Source organism: Dehalococcoidia bacterium (assembly GCA_041653995.1).
In the GTDB taxonomy this organism is placed as follows: Bacteria; Chloroflexota; Dehalococcoidia; order GIF9; family UBA5629; genus CAIMUM01.
Genome location: JBAZEK010000001.1, coordinates 240,594 through 260,519, shown reverse-complemented (window position 1 = coordinate 260,519; position 19,926 = coordinate 240,594). Strand labels below are relative to the sequence as shown.

General features: G+C 56.4%; 15 protein-coding genes. 12 read left to right on the top strand and 3 right to left on the bottom strand.

Annotated elements, in window-relative coordinates; genetic code table 11:
• Positions 1-13 precede the first annotated feature (13 nt).
• From WC359_01235 to cimA, 12 genes are all read left to right on the top strand, one after another.
• Positions 14-1,906 (top strand): HD domain-containing phosphohydrolase, encoded by a 1,893-nt coding sequence (locus WC359_01235; GenBank protein ID MFA5399056.1) that lies wholly within the window; start codon positions 14-16, stop codon positions 1,904-1,906.
• Positions 1,907-1,975: 69 nt separating this feature from the next.
• Complete coding sequence (locus WC359_01230; protein MFA5399055.1) at positions 1,976-4,837, top strand: glycoside hydrolase family 38 C-terminal domain-containing protein; 2,862 nt, start codon at positions 1,976-1,978, stop codon at positions 4,835-4,837.
• 162 nt (positions 4,838-4,999) lie between these two features.
• Positions 5,000-6,667 carry a dihydroxy-acid dehydratase gene (gene ilvD, locus WC359_01225; GenBank protein ID MFA5399054.1) on the top strand — a complete coding sequence of 556 codons (1,668 nt, stop codon included), beginning with the start codon at positions 5,000-5,002 and terminating at the stop codon, positions 6,665-6,667.
• Between the two features lie 15 nt (positions 6,668-6,682).
• A complete protein-coding gene (ilvB, locus tag WC359_01220) occupies positions 6,683-8,377 on the top strand; it encodes a biosynthetic-type acetolactate synthase large subunit (protein ID MFA5399053.1) in 1,695 nt (564 codons plus the stop codon).
• A gap of 32 nt (positions 8,378-8,409) precedes the next feature.
• Positions 8,410-8,979 carry an acetolactate synthase small subunit gene (gene ilvN / locus WC359_01215; GenBank protein MFA5399052.1) on the top strand — a complete coding sequence of 190 codons (570 nt, stop codon included), beginning with the start codon at positions 8,410-8,412 and terminating at the stop codon, positions 8,977-8,979.
• A 40-nt stretch (positions 8,980-9,019) separates the two neighbouring features.
• Positions 9,020-10,009, top strand: coding sequence for a ketol-acid reductoisomerase (gene ilvC, locus WC359_01210; protein MFA5399051.1), 990 nt, complete (start codon positions 9,020-9,022; stop codon positions 10,007-10,009).
• Positions 10,010-10,053: 44 nt separating this feature from the next.
• Complete coding sequence (locus tag WC359_01205) at positions 10,054-11,601, top strand: 2-isopropylmalate synthase (protein MFA5399050.1); 1,548 nt, start codon at positions 10,054-10,056, stop codon at positions 11,599-11,601.
• Positions 11,591-11,995 (top strand): MgtC/SapB family protein, encoded by a 405-nt coding sequence (locus WC359_01200; protein ID MFA5399049.1) that lies wholly within the window; start codon positions 11,591-11,593, stop codon positions 11,993-11,995. Before WC359_01205 ends, WC359_01200 begins: the two co-directional genes overlap by 11 nt.
• Before the next feature lie 57 nt (positions 11,996-12,052).
• Positions 12,053-13,306 (top strand): 3-isopropylmalate dehydratase large subunit, encoded by a 1,254-nt coding sequence (leuC, locus tag WC359_01195; protein ID MFA5399048.1) that lies wholly within the window; start codon positions 12,053-12,055, stop codon positions 13,304-13,306.
• Positions 13,306-13,806 (top strand): 3-isopropylmalate dehydratase small subunit, encoded by a 501-nt coding sequence (gene leuD / locus WC359_01190; GenBank protein ID MFA5399047.1) that lies wholly within the window; start codon positions 13,306-13,308, stop codon positions 13,804-13,806. The genes leuC and leuD overlap by 1 nt, the downstream gene beginning before the upstream one ends.
• A 1-nt stretch (position 13,807) precedes the next feature.
• Positions 13,808-14,911: a 3-isopropylmalate dehydrogenase gene (gene leuB / locus WC359_01185; protein MFA5399046.1), complete on the top strand. Its 1,104-nt coding sequence runs from the start codon at positions 13,808-13,810 to the stop codon at positions 14,909-14,911.
• A gap of 4 nt (positions 14,912-14,915) precedes the next feature.
• On the top strand, positions 14,916-16,517 hold the full coding sequence (cimA, locus tag WC359_01180; protein MFA5399045.1) for a citramalate synthase: 1,602 nt from the start codon (positions 14,916-14,918) through the stop codon (positions 16,515-16,517).
• A gap of 187 nt (positions 16,518-16,704) precedes the next feature.
• Here cimA and WC359_01175 read toward each other — a convergent pair whose 3' ends face one another.
• The 3 genes from WC359_01175 to WC359_01165 all read right to left on the bottom strand — a co-directional run bounded on the left by WC359_01175 (position 16,705) and on the right by WC359_01165 (position 19,878).
• Positions 16,705-17,895 carry an acetyl-CoA C-acetyltransferase gene (locus tag WC359_01175; GenBank protein ID MFA5399044.1) on the bottom strand — a complete coding sequence of 397 codons (1,191 nt, stop codon included), beginning with the start codon at positions 17,893-17,895 and terminating at the stop codon, positions 16,705-16,707.
• Positions 17,896-17,993: 98 nt separating this feature from the next.
• Entirely contained in the window at positions 17,994-19,448 is a 1,455-nt protein-coding gene (locus WC359_01170) for an RtcB family protein (GenBank protein MFA5399043.1), read from the bottom strand.
• A gap of 13 nt (positions 19,449-19,461) precedes the next feature.
• Positions 19,462-19,878: an archease gene (locus WC359_01165; protein ID MFA5399042.1), complete on the bottom strand. Its 417-nt coding sequence runs from the start codon at positions 19,876-19,878 to the stop codon at positions 19,462-19,464.
• Positions 19,879-19,926 lie beyond the last annotated feature (48 nt).

Genomic DNA, 19,926 nt, shown 5'->3' with positions numbered 1-19,926 from the left:
TTTGAGGTAAATAATGACCACCAGATCAGATAAGTCAAAGCCTGCTAAAAGCAAAGCAGGCGGCGCCGGACATCCATCGCGCAGATCCAGCCCTTCCAGATTGCAGAGCACGCTGGATGCCCTGAAACATTCTGAAGGCTTCCTCTTAAGCCTGATCGAACAAAGCCCTCACGCAATGTGGATCTCCAATAGTCAGGGTACCCTGATTAAAATGAATCAGGCCTGCCGCGATCTGCTCAATGTTACTGATGAGGAACTGGTAGGAAAATATAATGTATTGCAGGACAACATCGTTGAGCAACAGGGATTTATGCCGCTGGTGCGCGATGTGTTTGCACAGGGTTCCATTGCGAAGTTCAAGTTGAAATACGACTCTTCCCAGCTCAAATCAGTCAAATTGCAGAGATCTGCCTATGTAATACTGGAAGTCACCATTTCGCCCATTATCGACGCCGAGGGCAAAGTCACCAATGCCGTTATCCAGCATGTCGACATCACCGAACGAGAGATGGCTGAGGAGGCATTAAAGGCCAGCGAGGCACAGTATCGCCTACTTTCGGAGCACACAACGGATACAGTAGCGATAGCTGACATGAATTTAAAGACTATATATATAAGTCCCTCCGTGGAGAAATTACGCGGCTTCACCGCGAAAGAGATTATGCAGATGCCGTTGGAGAAGCAGGTCACACCCGAGTCGCTCAAAGCAGCATCCGAAGTATTCCTGAGTGAGCTTCCTCTGGTTGAAGCCGATCCGAACTACAATCCCATCCTGACCCTTGAGTTTGAGTATTCCTGCAAGAAAGGTGGTACCGTATGGATGGAGAACAAGTTCAGCGTCCTGCGGGATGATAATAATGTTGCGGTCGGCATTCTGGCCGAGGGAAGAGACATCACCGAGCGCAGGCAAACTATGGCCGCTTTGAGAGAAAGCGAAGAGCTGTACCGATCATTATTCGAGAACATGATGAACGGTTTTGCTTACTGCAAGATGATCTTCGAACATGGTCAACCCCGGGACTTCACCTACCTTGCAGTGAACAAGGCCTTCGAAAAGCAGACCGGTTTGAAGGATATCACAGGGAAAAAAGTATCTGAGGCCATCCCTGGCATATATGAGAACGACCCCCAGTTATTCGAGATCTACGGCAGAGTGGCCCTGACCGGCATACCCGAGCAATTTGAGACATACGTGTCTGCCCTGCAGATGTGGTTCTCTGTATCGGTATACAGCCCGCAAAAGGAGTACTTTGTGGCCGTGTTCGATGTTATTACAGAGCGCAAGCTGGCTGAAGAGAAACTGGTGAAAAGCTACGAATCGCTCAAGAAAACGCTGAATGACGCCATCAGCACCATGGTCAAGATCGTGGAATTAAGAGATCCCTATACGGCCGGCCATCAGCAGAACGTAGCATCTCTGGCGACAGCCATAGCCGGGGAGATGAAGCTGCAAAGCGACAGGGTCGACCATGTCAGGATGGCGGCGGTCATCCACGATATCGGCAAAATGTATATCCCCACCGATATACTCAGCAAGCCCGGCAAACTCACCTATATCGAGTATGATCTGATAAAAACCCATCCTAAATATGGTTACGACATCGTGATCGGTATGGATTTTCCCACTGTCGTCGCACAGGCCATACTACAGCATCATGAGAGATTGGACGGCTCAGGCTATCCGGGCAAACTCAAGGGGGAAGACATGCTCCTGGAAGCGAAGATACTGGTGGTGGCGGACGTGGTCGAAGCCATGGCCTCCCATCGCCCCTACCGCTCCGCCATGGGCATAGATAAAGCGCTGGAGGAGATTTCCATGAACAATGGCAAATTGTACGATCCCGCTGTGGTAGATGCCTGCCTGGAGCTTTTCCGGAGCGGCCGGTTCGCATTTGTAACCGCCTGATACTCGCATGTTTTTCCATTTTGATATACTGAAGCCGACCTTAGCATCGTAACGGTTTCCCCTGAATAAATGATTAAAGTCCATTTTATATCTCATACCCACTGGGACCGCGAATGGTATCGCACCTTTCAGCAGTTCCGCTTTAACCTTGTGCGCATGGTCGACAAGCTGCTGCGTATCCTCAGGTCGGATAAGGACTATAAATATTTTATGCTGGACGGCCAGACCATCTTGCTGCAGGATTACCTGGCCGTTCGCCCCGAACGGGAATCCGAGCTCAGGGAGCATATAGAAAGCGGACGTGTACTGGTGGGGCCGTGGTACTGCATGCCCGACGAATTCCTGGTCAGCCCTGAAGCTCTCATACGCAATCTGATGATGGGTAGAAAAACAGCCGCTCGCTTCGGACCATGCATGACTGCAGGATACCTGCCGGACTCGTTCGGACATATCGGACAGATGCCCCAGCTGCTGGCCGGCTTCGGCCTGCACAGCGCCGTCGCCTGGCGCGGCATAGGCGATCAACCCTGCCAGCTTTGGTGGAAGGGCCCGGATGGCACGCGGGTTATTCTGGCCCACCTGAGGGAAAGCTACAGCAACGCGGTTAAAATACCTTCCTTCAACGATGAAGCCACGCTGGCGGAGGCTAAAACCGCGCTGGATAAACTGGTCCCCTTCACGCAGGGCGGCCCCATACTGCTCATGCAGGGAACTGACCACATAGAACCGCGCCCCGAAATAACCCCCGCACTTAATTTCCTGAATCAAGCCCTGCCTGGATACAACTTCATACACTCCACTCTTCCCCTCTACCTGGCCGACTTGCAGCAGTGGCTGGACGCATCGAAAACGGCCATCCCGACCATTACAGGCGAGCTACGCCATTGCATGAGGCAGCCTGTGCTGCCGGGCACGCTTTCATCGCGTATGTGGATCAAACAGAGCAACCACCGCTGCCAGGTCCTGCTGGAGAAATGGGCGGAACCGTACAGCGCCATCGCCCTGCTGATTGCCTCAAAACAGCCGTCTGATACCCTTCTCGCATCGCCTGAGCGGCCGGACGGATTCACTGCGCTGGCCTGGCGCATGCTGCTGGAGAACCACGCCCACGACTCCATTTGCGGCTGCTCCGTCGACCAGGTACACGATGAAATGAGGACGCGCTTCGACCAGGTCGCGCAGATAGCTGAAGCGGTCGCGGGCCGGGCGTTGTCCGATATAATAATATCTCTCGATACAAGTTGCCCGTATCCGGACAAAGCAGCGATATTCTCGGTCACGGTTTTCAATCCATTATCGTCGGTCAACAGCGGGGCCGTAACCATGTCGCTGATACTGAGCCATTCAGGCGGTGATATCGAGATACTCGACGGCCGGGGAAACAACATACCTCACCAGGTCGTCGGCAGGGGCGGTGTGGAGGAATTATTGGATACGACCCTGGACTGGCAGGGGCTCGCCGCCCTGTGGGAAACGGCAGCGCAGGGCTCGAGCCACGGTATCCAGATCCATGATATAGAAATTGAACGTAAGGGCGACGACCTCTATCTGGATATCATCGTGGACAACAGCGGACAGCCGGCACTGAAAGCCTGGCAGGATAAACTGAATAGCTGCCTCACTGATACCTCGATCCGGCAATTCCATGTCAGGGCAGCGCTGGTGCGGCCATCTCAGATCTCTTTCATCGCCGGCGATGTGCCGCCTCTGGGATACGCAACATACTGGATACAGAGGTCACCCGCAGCCGCAGCCGCCAACGCCTGCGCCAATCCCGAGTCCATTGAAAATGAATACCTGATAGTCTCTATTGATGAATGCAGCAACGATTTCATGTTGACCGATAAAAGGACCGGACAGGTTTACAGCGGCCTCAACTTTTTCACAGACGGCGGTGACCGTGGAGACCTGTATAACTACTGCGCCCCTGCCGATGACAGTATCATTGATTCCCGTCAATACTCCACTGTGACCGGCCTGCGTATCGAAAGTGGGCCCGTCACTCAATCCATAACTCTCAACTTGGTGATGCTCGTCCCTGACTCCCTGTCGCCTGATCGTATGGCGAGGTCTGCCGGCAGAGCGCCCCTCGAGATCACCACAAAGGCCGTCCTGACACGCGGGATTGCACGGGTCGATTTTACAACGAGCGTAACCAACGTCTGTTGCGACCACCGGCTGCGGGCGCACTTCACGGCGCCTTTCAAGACGGGTGAAGCATACTATGACGGCCACTTCGAGGTCGTCGGGAGACCTGCGGGCGCTCCAGCCCATGATAATAGCTGGTTCGAGAAGCCTGCAGCACAGCAGCCGCAACGCGCCTTCGTCGACATATCGGACGGGAAAACCGGCCTCATGGTCGCCAACCGCGGCCTGCCCGAAGCGGAGGTTCTGCAATCAGGCCCGGCCTCGGAGGTGGCATTAACCTTGCTGCGCTGCATCGGCTGGCTGTCGCTGGACAACCTTGACACGCGAAAGGACCACGCGGGTCCGCCCTGGATGGCAGTGCCGGACGCGCAGATGCACGGCACTTATGAGTTTGAGTATTCGATCGTTCCGCATACTGACGGCTGGGCCGGGTCCTTTCAGCAGGCCTACGCGTTCAATGCCCCCATGCGCGCCGTCGTAGATATTCCTCATAGCGGCACACGCAGCGGGACAGGTTCCTTCCTGACCGTTGTTCCCGACCTGTTTGTCATCGCTGCAATTAAAACCCCCGAAGATGGGACGGGATTGCTCGTGCGCGGCTTCAATATCACCGGCAAGGCAATCAAGGTGCGCATAAAGCCGGACCTGCCTGTCGGGGCCGCTCACAGGTGCAGGCTCGACGAGACAATCATCGATAATATAAAAACTGGGCCGGACGGCTGTATACGTTTCTCTGCGGGAGCGCATGAAATAGTCAGCCTTAGATTCGATACCACGCGCTGACTTATTTAAGAAAAGAATCGGGCCGTTGGTCGCCCGTACACCGCTAAAGTTGATTCTCCTTGACAATAAATAATTACATGTGATAGTTTACTACAATCTCCACCGTACCTGTACGGAATCCATCCGGCGATCCGAGAAATTCAGTTGTGGGGTATCTGTCACATGAAAAGCAACAGTATCAAGAAAGGTATCGAGAGGGCGCCACACAGGGCGCTGCTGAGGGCGGTGGGAGTACACAGCGACGACTTCGATAAGCCGTTCATCGGTGTTGTCAACAGCTTCAATGAGATAGTTCCCGGGCATACTCACCTGAATTCCATCGCCGGCGCCGTCAAGACCGGCATAATAGGCGCAGGTGGAGTGCCGTTCGAATTCAATACAATTGGTGTCTGCGACGGCATCTCGATGAACCACCCGGGAATGAAATTCAGCCTTCCCAGCCGTGAGTTGATCACGGACTCTGTGGAGATCATGGCTGAGGCTCATCAGTTCGATGCACTGGTCTTCATACCCAATTGCGACAAGATTATCCCGGGCATGCTGATGGCGGCCGTCCGTCTGAACATACCGTCTATATTCATCAGCGGCGGCCCCATGCTGGCGGGAAAACTGCATAAGGACGGATCCTGCCGGACCGTGGACCTGATCTCCGTATTCACAGCCGTGGGCGGCGCGGCCAAGGGTGAGATCAGCGAGGCCGAGCTCGAGGAGATAGAGATAGCAGCCTGCCCCGGCTGCGGCAGCTGCTCCGGCATGTTCACTGCTAATACCATGAACTGCCTCAGCGAGGCGCTGGGAATGGCTTTGCCGGGCAACGGCACCATCCCCGCCGTCGATTCGCGCAGGCTCCACCTCGCCCGGCACGCCGGTCAACAGATAGTGACAATTCTCAAGAAAAACCTGCGCCCGCGCGATATTATAACCAGGGCATCCATCGGCAACGCCTTCGCCGTGGACATGGCGCTGGGCGGCAGCACCAACTCTGTGTTGCATTTGATGGCAGTTGCTCACGAGGCGGGCATCAAGTTCAACCTGTCGCACATCAACGAGCTTAGCGATAGTGTGCCTCACCTGTGCAAGATCAGCCCGGCCAGCGAAGTGCATATGGAAGACCTCGATCTGGCTGGCGGAATACCGGCCATCATGCACGAGATATCCCGGCTGCTGGACGGAGATTGCAAGACGGTGACGCTCAAACCCCTCTCAAGCATTTACAGGGATGCCAGGGTAAAAAACCGTGATGTGATCAGGCCTTTCTCCAGGCCGTATTCGAAAACCGGCGGGCTGGCCATCCTGTTCGGCAACCTCGCCCCGGGCGGAGCCGTGGTTAAAAGCGGAGCTGTCGATCCCAGGATGATGGTACACAAAGGTCCGGCCCGTGTTTTCGAAAACGAGGAGGACGCTACCAGGGGCATCATAGGAGGGAAGATCAGAGCGGGCGACGTGGTCGTCATCAGGTACGAGGGCCCGCGCGGAGGACCCGGAATGCGTGAGATGCTTACACCGACCTCATTGATAACAGGTATGGGACTGGACAGCAAAGTCGCGTTGATAACCGACGGACGCTTCTCAGGCGGCACCAGGGGCGCCGCCATCGGGCACGTTGTACCCGAGGCTGCCGACCGCGGTCCCATCGCCGCCGTAAGAAACGGTGATATAATCAGTATAGATATACCTGCCCGAAAGCTGGAGGTCGGGCTCAGCGCGGCTGAGATCAAGAAGCGCTTAAGCACTCTTCGCCCGTTCAAAACCGGCATAAAGAGCGGATTCCTTAAGCGGTACATAGAGAACGTAGGGCCCGCCAGCGAGGGAGCGGTATTTGAGGATTAGGAGCGACCAGCACAGATGTTAAAGACCGGCGCAGAGATATTATGTGAGTGCCTGATCAAGGAGGGGGTCGAGGTCATCTTCGGTTTCCCCGGCGGTGTTCTGCTTCCTCTCTATGACACTATCCCCAGGTACCCCCAGTTGCGTCACATACTGGTCAGGCATGAGCAGGGCGCAGCCCACGCGGCCGACGCCTATGCGCGCGTGACCGGCAAGCTGGGAGTCTGCCTGGCAACCTCAGGCCCGGGCGCCACCAACCTGGTTACCGGAATAGCCAACGCTTATCTCGATTCCGTGCCTCTGCTGGCTATTACCGGTCAGGTTCCAACCCACTTTATCGGTAAAGACGCCTTCCAGGAGATCGACATCACCGGCATCACCGTGCCCATAACCAAATACAACCAGCTCGTTCTGAATATCAACGACCTGGCAAAGGCCGTCCGCGAGGCGGCGCATGTCGCTCAGGTGGGACGTCCGGGACCCGTATTGCTGGATATACCCAGGGACGTGTTCCAGAGCCGTGCGGAGTTTATCTATCCCGAGAAAGTGGACCTTCCCGGATTCAAACCCAAGCTATTCGGACATCCCTCCCAGGTTAAAAAGGCCGCCGACCTGATCAATTCAGCGGAACGTCCGGTGATCATCGCCGGACACGGGATCAATATATCGAAAGCCTTCCCCGAGCTTAAGGAGCTGGCCGAAAATGCGCAGATACCGGTGGTCTCGACCTTCCTCGGCATAGGCTGCTTCCCCGAATCACACGTACTCAGCTACGGTTGGCTGGGCATGCACGGCATGGGCTACGCCAATAAGGCCGTCCACAACTCCGACCTGCTGATCGCTGTGGGCATGAGGTTCGATGACCGGGCTACGGGCGGCGTCAGCACCTTTGCGCCCCACGCGCGCGTGGTGCATATCGACGTTGACGCCGCGGAGATCGGCAAAAATATACCGGTGGACGTGCCGATCGTCGGAGACCTGAAAAATGTGCTGCTGGTGCTCAATAAACAGATAGAAAGGCGGGATCACATAGCCTGGCTTTCGCAGCTTGACGAGTGGCGGTCGCAGCATCCGGCCATGGAGATACGCAACCACGAAGACATCCTGCCGCAATATATTATCAGGCAGATACACGAGGCCACCAGGGGCGATACCATTATCGTCACAGGCGTGGGACAGGCGCAGATGTGGGCGGCGCAGTATTTCTACTATGACAAGCCCAACAGCTTCGTTTCATCAGGCGGCCTGGGCACTATGGGATTCGAGCTGCCCGGCGCTATCGGGGCCAAGGTGGGATGCCCGCAGGAGACTGTCTGGTGCATAGCCGGCGACGGCGGCTTCCAGATGACGGTGCAGGAGCTTGCCACCATGGTGCAGGAGGACCTGGATATCAATATCGCCGTTTTCAACAACGGCTGGCTGGGCATGGTCAGGCAATGGCAGGAGCTTATCTACAACAAGCGCTATTTCGGGACCCAGCTCTATAATCCCGATTTCGTTAAAATAGCCGAGGCATACGGTATCAAGGGCATCAAGGTCAGCAAGAAGATAGACGTAAGGCCGGCTATCCACAGGGCAATGGAGCATAAAGGTCCGTTCCTCATCGAGTTTATAGTTGAGCCCGAAGAGAACGTTTATCCCTTTGTACCGCCGGGAAAGACCATCGTCGAGTTCCTCGAAATGCCCAATCCGGCGGCAAGCATCAAGAAGTAGCAGCAGAATCTCAGCGACGGAGACTTAATAATTTGGATAATACACATATACTGGTCGCACTGGTGCAGGACCGGCCCGGCGTTCTGAACCGCATCGCCAGCACGCTGCGCAGGCGCAACTTCAATATTGAGAGCATAGCGGTCGGGCATATCGAGCAGCCAGGCCTTTCGCGCATGACCATTGTGGTGAAGGGTGATGACGCTAATATCGAGCAGGTCAGGAAGCAGCTCGACAGGATGATCGAGGTCATCCGTATAGCCGATATCACCGGCGATAACCCGGTAGCCCGCGAGATGGCGATGGTCAAGGTCAAAGCGACACCGTCCACGCGCAGCGAGATCATCCAGATCGTAGATATCTTCCGCGCTAATATCGTAGATGTTTCACCCGATTCTTTAATACTCGTGGTAACCGGCACGGCGGACAAGGTGGACACTCTCATCGAGCTGTTGCGCGGCTTCGGTATCAGGGAGATGTCGCGCACCGGCACCATTGCACTGCCGCGCGGAGGCGCCGGCCCGCTCACCATCGAGGAGCATAAACCGCTCAGACGTGTCGTCGAACAGGCAGCACCGGAGGAAGAGAACGTACCTGACTGGTAAATCTTTAAATATCCAATCAATTATTTCAGCAGGAGGTAATATGGCAAAGATATATTACGAGAAGGATGCAGACCTGGCCTTATTGAAAAACAAGGTCATAGGTATCATAGGCTACGGCAGCCAGGGCCATGCCCACGCGCAGAACCTTCGTGACAGCGGGCTCAAGGTCATAGTGGCCGAGGCCAGGGGAACGGACGGCCATCGGGCCGCCAAGAGGGCGGGCTTCGATGTTTTCGATGCGGCCGAAGTTGCAAAGAAAGCCGATGTCGTCATGATGCTCGTCCCGGATCAGCTTCAGTCCAAAGTCTATAAAGAATCGATCTCCGATCAGATGGCCAAGGGGAAAACACTGATGTTTGCGCATGGATTCAATATTCATTACGGCCAGATCGTGCCGCCCGACTATATCGACGTGTCCATGATCGCTCCCAAGTGCCCGGGCCACATGGTCAGGCAGCTCTATACGGAGAAATCCGGACCGCCGGCCATCATAGCCGTGTACCAGGATGCATCGGGTAAGGCCAGGCAACAGGCCCTGGCCTATGCCAGAGGCATTGGATGCGCCAAGGCCGGAGTCATAGAAACCACTTTCGCCGAGGAGACCGAGACAGACCTCTTCGGTGAGCAGGCCGTACTGTGCGGCGGCGTGACCGCGCTGATCAAGGCAGGGTTTGATACTCTCGTAGAGGCGGGCTACCAGCCCGAGATCGCCTACTTCGAATGCCTGCATGAGCTGAAACTGATCGTCGACCTCATCCATCGGGGAGGCATGAGTTTCATGCGCTATTCGGTCAGCGATACGGCCGAGTACGGCGATTACACACGCGGCCCGCAGATCATCAACGAGTCGGTAAAGGCCGAGATGCAGGAGATACTGGAGGAGGTTCAGAACGGTAGCTTTGCGCGTGAGTGGATACTGGAGAACCAGGCCAACCGTCCGGTATATAATGCACTCAAGCGGATGGAGGCCGAGCATCAGATAGAGGTGGTAGGCAAAAAGCTGCGCGCCATGATGCCCTGGTTGAAATAGCACTCCCGGGCATATCCGCCGGAGCATCATATAAGGTTATATCAATGAAAGGTGAACGTGTCCTTATTTTCGATACGACCCTGAGGGACGGTGAACAGGCGGCAGGAACCAGCCTCAACCCCGATGAGAAGCTGGAGATTGCGCGTCAACTGGAGAAACTGGGCGTTGACGTCATCGAGGCCGGCTTCCCCATCACCTCCCAGGGCGATTTTGAGGCGGTGCGCCTGATCGCGCGCGAACTCAGCAACGCGACCGTCTGCGCTCTCAGCCATGCCAATCAGGAGGCCATCGACCGGGCCTGGGAGGCCGTCAGGCCTGCCGGTAAAAAGAGAATCCATATCTTCCTTTCAACTTCCAGCATGCACCTGGCCCACCAGCTCAAGAAAAGCCAGGACGATGTGCTCAAGCTGGCAGCGAGCATGGTTGCACATGCCAGCGGATATATCAATGATATTGAGTTCACTCCCATGGATTCCACCCGCACCGATACCAAATTCCTTTATGAGATACTGGAGGCCGTCATCGAATCGGGCGCAACGACGGTCAATATCGCCGATACGGTGGGATACTCCACACCCGGCGAGTTCGGCAAGCTGATCGAGGGCATCGTCAAGAACGTCCCCAATATCTCCAAAGCGTTGATCAGCGTCCACTGCCACAACGACCTCGGCATGGGCGTGGCCAACAGCCTGGAGGCCGTTCGTAAAGGGGCAAGGCAAATTGAATGCACCGTTAACGGCATAGGAGAGAGGGCGGGCAACGCAGCCATGGAAGAGGTGGTGATGGCGCTTAAAACCCGCAGCGACCTATTCCATATCGCCACCAATATCGACACGACACAGATATACAAGACCAGCCGTATGGTGAGCGAGCTTACAGGGTTCGTGGTGCCTCAAAACAAAGCCATAGTGGGAGCCAATGCCTTCCGCCACCAGTCGGGTATCCACCAGGACGGCATCATCAAAAAGGCCGGCACCTACGAGATTATGGACCCCCGGGCGGTTGGGGTGCCTTCCAGCGCGCTGGTCCTGGGCAAGCTGAGCGGCAGGCATGCTTTTAAGGAAAGACTGCTGGAGCTCGGATACTCGCTGGATGAGGCGGCCCTCAGCCACGCATTTAAAGCTTTCAAAGATCTGGCCGATAAGAAAAAGGAGATCACAGACCGGGATATACAGGCCCTTATAGGAGAAGAGCTGCGCACCGCCACCGAAGTCTATCACCTGGAACATGTAGGGGTCAGCTGCGGCAACCACAGCATGCCCACCGCCACAGTCCGCCTGACAGGTCCCAATCGGGAGGTGCTGGCGGACGCCGCCCTGGGTACCGGACCCGTGGACGCGGTTTACAAGGCCATCAACCGCATCGTGCGCGTGCCCAACACGCTGACGGAGTTCAGCGTATCATCGATAACGGAAGGTATCGACGCCCTGGGTGAGGTGCTGATCCGTATTGAGAGCGAGGGCGCCACCTATACCGGCCGCGGATCGGATACAGATATAATTGTGGCCAGTGCCAAGGCCTATATGAATGCGCTCAATCGCCTGCTGGTCAGCAAGAGGTCGCCTCGCGAGGAAAACGGGGATGAGCCCTGAGCTGGAGGCCGGCCTGCGGCTATTGCTGTCCGCCGTGCTGGGCGGAGGCATCGGGTTCCAGCGCGAGAGAGCCGGTAAGCCGGCCGGCCTGCGTACCCATGTTCTGATATGCCTGGGCTCCGCGCTCTTCACCGTAGTCTCGGTGCTCGGATTCACCGGAAACGTAGACCCGGCCAGGATAGCGGCAGGAGTGGTAACGGGCATCGGCTTCATCGGCGCAGGTGTTATTTTCCGCGGCATGCGCGGCGACAAGGTCATGGGTATCACCACCGCGGCCAGCATCTGGGTCACAGCCGCCATAGGCATCGCAGCAGGTGTCGGTCTCTATATTATCGCTGTGGCCACAGCTGTTGTTACCGTGCTGGTCCTCATGATACCGAGGGCCAAAGGATGATCTCAGAGATGTGTAGGGGCGTTGCTTTAGCTGCGCCCGAGCATGAGGACTAATGACATGACACTGGCAGAGAAAATACTTGCAGCGCACTCCGGCAAAGAGATGGTCAGCCCCGGGGACTTTCTCAACGTAATGTGCGATATGGTGCTCTCCAACGATATCACAGCGCCCATCGCCATCAGGGAGTTCGAACGGCTGGGCATCCCGCATGTTTTCGATCCCGCCAGGATCGTAATGGTACCGGACCATTTCTGCCCCAATAAAGATATACAGTCCGCAGCGCAGGCCGGTATGATGCGCGAGTTTGCCGGAAAGCACGGGCTGATATATTTCGAGGTAGGGCAGATGGGCATCGAGCATGTTATCCTGCCGGAGAAGGGACTGGCGCTGCCCGGGCAGGTGATCGTGGGAGCGGATTCCCACACATGCACCTATGGCGCGTTGGGCGCCTTTGCCACAGGTATGGGAACGACCGATATAGCCATTGCCATGGCCACCGGCGAGATCTGGATGAAGGTGCCGCCCACCATCAAGTTCGTGTATAACGGCAGGCCGGGCAAATGGACCGGCGGCAAGGACCTGATACTATTTACTATCGGAGATATAGGAGTGGACGGCGCGCTTTACTCCGCCATGGAGTTCCATGGCGAGGCTATTAATAATCTCGGTATGGACGGCCGCTTCACCATGTCCAATATGGCAATTGAAGCGGGGGGCAAGGCAGGTCTTTTCCAGGTGGACGCCACGACGAGGCGGTATCTCAAGGGACGTACCCGTAATAAGTACGATGTGTATGCATCCGACTCGAACGCCGAATACGAGCGGATTACAGAATATGACGCATCCAAAATCGAGCCGCAGGTGGCCTTTCCCCATCTGCCCTCAAACACCCGGCCGATCAGCCGTGTGGGGCATGTCCCCATCGATCAGGCGGTAATCGGCAGCTGTACCAACGGAAGGCTGGACGACCTGCGCCTGGCAGCGCGCGTTCTCAAAGGACGGAAAGTCGATCCGCACGTGCGCTGCATCATACTTCCCGGCTCACAGCAGGTCTACCTTGACGCGCTTAAAGAAGGATTGATCGAGATATTTATTAAGGCCGGGGCAGCGGTCAGCACACCCACCTGCGGTCCCTGCCTGGGCGGGCATATGGGTATACTGGCTGCGGGAGAAAGATGTGTCTCCACCACCAACCGCAATTTCGTCGGCAGAATGGGCCACCCCAAATCCGAGGTCTACCTGGCCAATCCGGCTGTTGCCGCGGCCAGCGCAATACTGGGCAGGATCGCCGGGCCCGGGGAGACGGAATAATGTCACATAAAGGACAGGTCCACAAGTACGGCGACAACATAGATACCGACGCCATCATAGCCGCCCGTTATCTTAATATGCACGATCCCGCCGAGCTGGCCGCGCACTGCATGGAGGATATCGATCCGGACTTTCTGCAAAGAGTCAAACCCGGTGATATTATCGTGGCTGAGTCTAACTTCGGCTGCGGCTCCTCTCGCGAGCACGCCCCCTCCGCCATCAAGGCTTCCGGTATCTCCTGCGTCATCAGCAAAAGCTTTGCGCGTATCTTCTTCCGCAATGCCATCAACACCGGATTGCCTCTGCTGGAATGCGCTGAGGCCGTGGACAACATCAATCGGGGAGACATGGTTGAGGTCGACTTGCCGACAGGGACGATAACAAACCTGTCAACCGGAAAGACATTCAGGGCAAAACCATATCCCGGCTTTATGATGGAGATCATCAACTCGGGCGGGCTGATCGAATACACGCGAAAGAAGAGCGCAGGGACACAGTGATTTGAATTTCAACATTGCAGTCTTACCCGGAGACGGCGTCGGGCCGGATGTGACGGACGAAGCGCGGCGCGTCCTGGATGAAGTGGGCAGCCGCTTCGGCCACAGCTTCACCTATAAACCTGGCTTTATCGGCGGCATATCTATCGATAAATTCGGCAGCGCCCTGCCGCAGGCGACCGTTGATACCTGCCGCAGGTGCGATGCGGTGCTTCTGGGCGCGGTGGGCGGGCCCAAATGGGACGACCCCCGCGCAGCAACCAGGCCCGAGGACGGGCTGCTGGCCATACGCAAGGAACTGGGGCTCTTCGCCAACCTTCGCCCGGTTAAGATGCTCAAAGTGCTGGAGAATGCCACCAGCCTCAAGCCTGAGGTCGTCCGCAGGGTGGATCTGATGGTGGTGCGTGAATTGACCGGAGGCCTGTACTTCGGCAGGCCCAAGAAACGCTGGAGCACCTCCCGGGGAAGACGGGCGGTCGACTCGATGGTCTATACGGAAAAAGAGATCGAACGCATACTGCGCGTGGGATTCGAGCTGGCGCTTTCGCGCCGCCGCAAACTGACATCTGTTGATAAGGCCAACGTCCTGGAGTCCTCCAGGCTGTGGCGTCAAATAGCGGGAGAGCTAGCAGGCGAGTATCCGGGTGTCGCTGTAGATAATATGCTGGTGGACGCCTGCGCCATGCGACTGATACGTGATCCCGCTTATTTCGATGTGATTGTCACCGAGAACATGTTCGGCGATATACTAACGGACGAGGCGTCCATGCTGGCCGGCTCCATGGGCATGCTGCCCTCAGCCAGCCTGGCCGGGATACCCGCAGGTAAATCGTCCCGCGCCTTCGGACTGTATGAACCCATCCACGGCAGCGCGCCGGATATAGCGGGACAGAACCTGGCCAATCCCATCGCCGCCATATTGAGCGCAGCCATGATGCTGCACTATTCACTGGGACTGAGCAAAGAGGCTTCCGCCGTGGAGCAGGCGGTGCTGAAAGTGCTCGATGCGGGTTACCGTACGAAGGATATTATGACGAACGGTATGAAAGAGACGGGCACCGAGGGGATGGGAAAGGCTATTGCACACGATATCAAGCAGGGCATCTGATACTATGAGAAATGTTGAAATTTATGATACGACTCTGAGGGACGGAGCACAGCAGGAAGGCATTTCCTTCACGGTCACCGACAAGCTCAAGATCGCGCAGAAGCTGGACGAGCTCGGTATACGGTACATCGAGGGAGGCTGGCCGGGCTCCAATCCCAAAGACACGGAGTTCTTCGCCAGGGCAATTAATCTGAAGCTCAAGAACGCCATATTAGTCGCCTTCGGCAGCACGAGGCGTGTGGAAACTAATGCATCCGGGGACACCGGGCTGCAGGCGCTGGTCCAAAGCCATGCGCGGGCAGCCAACATAGTAGGCAAGTCCTGGGATATGCAGGTCAGGCGCGTACTCGAGACCAGCCTCGAGACCAACCTCGAGATTATTTATGAATCAGTAGTCTACCTCAAATCAAAAGGTTTAATGGTCTTTTTCGATGCCGAGCATTTTTTCGACGGATATAAATCGAATCCCGCTTATGCCCTGCGTACTCTGGAGGCGGCAGCCAGGGGAGGGGCAGACTGCCTGGTGCTCTGCGATACCAACGGCGGGACGCTGCCCTGGGAAGCTGCGGAGGCCGTAAAGCAGGCAGCCAGGAAACTGGACTGCCCGCTGGGCATACACGCCCACAACGACAGCGATATGTCCACGGCCGTCTCGGTGGCCGCAGTGAAGGCGGGCGCCGTTCATGTCGAAGGCACGATCAACGGGTACGGTGAACGCTGCGGCAACGCCAACCTCTGCTCCATCATACCGGCCCTGCAAATCAAGCTCGGCGTCGGATGCCTGACCAAAGCACAGCTGTCACGGCTGACCGATGTTTCGCGTTTCGTATCCGAAGTGGCCAATCTGCCGCCGGTTTCCAACCTGCCGTATGTGGGAAACAACGCTTTCCTGCACAAGGCCGGCCTGCATGTGTCCGCCATGGCCAAGTGGGGAGAGAGCTATCAGCACATCGATCCCGCCCTGGTGGGCAACAATCCCACGATAGTGGTATCCGAACTGTCCGGCAAAAGCAATATCATTTATAAAGCAAAGGAGCTCGGCATACCCATGCCGCCCCATGGCAAAGAGGCGCGTATGATACTGGACCAGGTCAAACACCTGGAGAACCTGGGCTTTCAGTATGAGGATGCCGATGCTTCCTTCGAGCTGCTCCTGCTTCGCTCGCAGCAGGGCTATAAGCCGCCCTTCAGCCTGGTCGACTACATGGTTGTGGTGGAGAGGCACAGGCGTTTACCTTCAGCTTACGATATCGGGAGCGAGTTGCTGGCGGAGGCCACCATCAAGGTGCGCGTCGAAGGAAAGGTGATGCACACAGCGGCCGAGGGCAACGGCCCGGTCAATGCGCTCGACCAGGCCCTGCGAAAAGCATTGCTGGAGTTTTATCCGGGATTGGCTAAAGTCGACCTGATCGACTACAAGGTGCGCATACTGGAAGGCAGCAGCGGGACGGGCTCGCTGGTACGTGTTTTCATCGAATCATCCAACGGCAGGGTACAGTGGCGCACCGTGGGCGGGTCCACCAACATCATCGAGGCCAGCTGGCTGGCGCTCAACGACAGCATGGAATACTTCCTGATTAAGCTGGATAAAAAGTCCAGGCGATAGGCTCGCGCGCACGTCCAATTGCGTTCCAAAGATTAATGTCATTGCGAGGAACGCAGTGACGAAGCAATCTTGTGAGTGACTGCGGGTACACAAGATTGCCGCGCCCTTCGGGCTCGCAATGACACGGCGGATAATAAAGCGGGGCGGCCGAAAGGCCGCCCCGCTATTAATTACAAATACCTGATCCTTATTCAGCTTTGATAATGGCCGCGATACCCTGCCCGCCGCCTTCGCACATAGTGGCGACGCCGTACTTGCCCTTCTTCTCCTTGAGGATCCGGGCGAGGGTGCCGACCAGGCGGATGCCGCTGGCGCCCAGCGGGTGGCCGATGGCCATAGCGCCGCCGTGTACGTTGACCTGGTCCCATTTAAGACCGAACTCCTGAACGGCGCGCAGAGTGACGACGGCGAAAGCCTCGTTGACCTCCCAGTAATCGATGTCCTTGGCTTTCAGGCCGGCGGCCTCGAGGGCTTTCTTGGTGGAAGGGACGGGACCCTCACCCATGATGGTGGGATCAACGCCGGCAACTCCGAACGATACGAAGCTGGCTATAGGCTTGAGGCCGAGCTTCTTGGCCTTATCTCTCGACATTATCAACATAGCGGTGGCGCCCGCATTCAACGGAGAGGCATTGCCCGCTGTAATTGAGCCGTCGGGCTTATAGGCAGGCTTGAGGCCTGAGAGTTGCTCGAGGGTGGTATCGCCTCTGACAGCAGCATCGTAATCAAACATCTGCTTGCTGCCATCAGGTAGTGTGATCTCAACAGGCATAATCTCGCCCTTCAGCCATTCCTTCGACTGGGCTGCGAGCTGATGTGACCTGAGAGCGAACTTGTCCATATCTTCCCTGGTGATGCCCGCCATCTCCTGCAGCTTCTGGGCGGTGAAGCCCATGTTGACGGAGAACATGAGGTCGATCTTCTTATACTTGGGATCGTTGATGAGCCCGTCCGGATATTTGATGGCGCCGCCGCCGCCCATGGGGATATGGGTCATATGCTCGATGCCTCCGCAGAGGACTACATCGGAATAGCCGCAGGCAATGCTCATGACGCCGGTCCTTACTCCGCACAGCGCTGAGCCGCATTGCTGGTCAACCTGCTGCGTGGAGATCTCGAAAGGCAGATTGGCATAAAACGCCGGGAACTTTCCGCCGAAGGTGAAGTTCTCGAGAAGCGGATTGGCCGTGCCGGTGATGGCCTCGTCTATCTCCTTGGGATCAAGCTTGTTCCTCTTGATCATCTCGTTCCAGAGCATGGCGAGGACCTCGTCCATCCTGTAACCGTTCAAAAGATCCTTCTCGGGTTCCTTGGGACGGGAGCGGGAAAACGGGGAGCGTAAATAATCAATAATTACTACTTCTCTGGCTAGACCCATGGTTATCACTCCTTATATAAAATTTCTGACTAATTCTACACGGTTGCACTGATTATGACAAACGCCTTTAAGCCTAATTTAATAGTGATATTAGTGGTCTATCCCTTGATAACGCCCAGGGGTTCGGCCATTGCGATCTTGCGAGATATGCCTGCTCCCTGCGCAATTCCAACTACGCCGGTGACGTCTTTATAAGCATGGGATGCCTCCTCCGCCAGCGATGCCAGGTCGTCCGTCCTTACATAAATGCCTTTTGCAGCGAGCGTGTCCGCCACATCCGAGCCGCGCATCCCCTTCCTGGCCGCGCCCCTGCTCTGCAATCTGCCGGCGCCGTGACAGGTGGAGCCGAACGTCTCCTGCATGGCCCGCTCTGTGCCCACGGCGATAAAAGAACATCTCCCCATATCGCCCGGTATCAGGACAGGCTGTCCCACCGACATATACCGGTCGGGCACACCCTTCTGCCCGGCGGGGAAGGCGCGTGTCGCACCCTTGCGGTGTACGCACAGCCTCACCATTACTCCGTCGACGACGTGCTCCTCGATCTTGGCGATATTATGGGCCACATCGTAAACCTGCTCGAGGCCTATCTCGTCTATCCCCTTGCCAAATACCCTGGTGAATGATTCCCTCACCCAATGCGCGATGCAGAGCCTGTTGGCCCAGGCATAGTTGGCAGCGCAGGACATGGCCGCCAGGTAGTCACGCCCTTCGTCGGATTGCACAGGCGCGCAGGCAAGCTGACGATCCGGCAGCGCTATATCATACTTCCTGACAGCCCCACCCATAATCCGCAGGTAATCATCGCAGACCTGATGGCCCAGGCCGCGCGATCCCGTATGTATCAGCATTAATACCTGGCCTTCCCGGGTGATTCCCATGGCGGCGGCTGTGGTCTGATCGTATATCTCGCGGACAACCTGCACTTCCAGAAAATGGTTCCCCGAGCCCAGGGAACCAAGCTGCGGCAATCCGCGTTTTTTGGCCCGGTCGCTGACCTTATCCGGATCAGCCATCTTCATGCAACCCTGTTCCTCGGTAACATCGAGGTCCGGTTTGCTCCCATAGCCCTTTTTGACCGCCCACCCAGCGCCGGAGGTCAGCACATCGTCCATCTCCTTCCGGCTTATCCTGATCTTGCCTTCCGATCCCAGCCCGGATGGAACGTTGTTGAACAGATGGTTGATCAGTTCCTTTATTTTCGGTCTGACCTCATCCTCGTTCAGGTTGGTACGTAACAGGCGTACCCCGCAGTTGATGTCATAGCCGACACCGCCGGGAGATACGACACCATCGCTGATGCGTGTTGCAGCCACGCCGCCGATGGGGAATCCGTAGCCCCAGTGTATATCCGGCATGGCCAGGGAGCGGCCGACGATGCCCGGCAGGAAAGCCACGTTGGCCACCTGTTCCAACGACTGCTCATCCCTGATAGTATTCAGCATTGCGCTATCGGCATAGACCAGCCCGGCAACCTTCATGCCGCTCTTATAATCCTGCGGTATCTCCCAGCGATAGTCGTCGATTCTGCGTAAATCACCCTGCCATACCATTATTAATATCCCTCTAAATATCGAAAATTATTCTGGCCGAATACTCGCCGCCTTGATTAACAATCTCCAGATTGTGATAGGTGGCAGCCTTGATCTCCCTGATGAACCGATGGCTTCCCGGTTCCAACCTCTGCCCGGCGCACTTTGCCGTTAGCCGTCCCTTATCCAAAACTATATCAAATTTGTTTAGCACCAGATGCTCTGTATATATTATGTAAAGCAACTCGTTGAGCCATTCAACCAGCAGGGTTTCGCTATCCTCCGCCGCCAGGCTGATCTCTCTTGCAATGTCATATCGCAGTGTATCGGTTTCGATCATCAGGGACAGCATGCCCGCGGCTGCATTGGAGAAAAGGGAGTTGAGGTCGCTCCCGTATGCCGCAATGCCTATATCGGCGGTATGGTCTATCACCTCGTAGTGTCTTCCCATGACACCTTACATTATAAACGCAACTGCGGGCCCCAACACGGGCGGGTT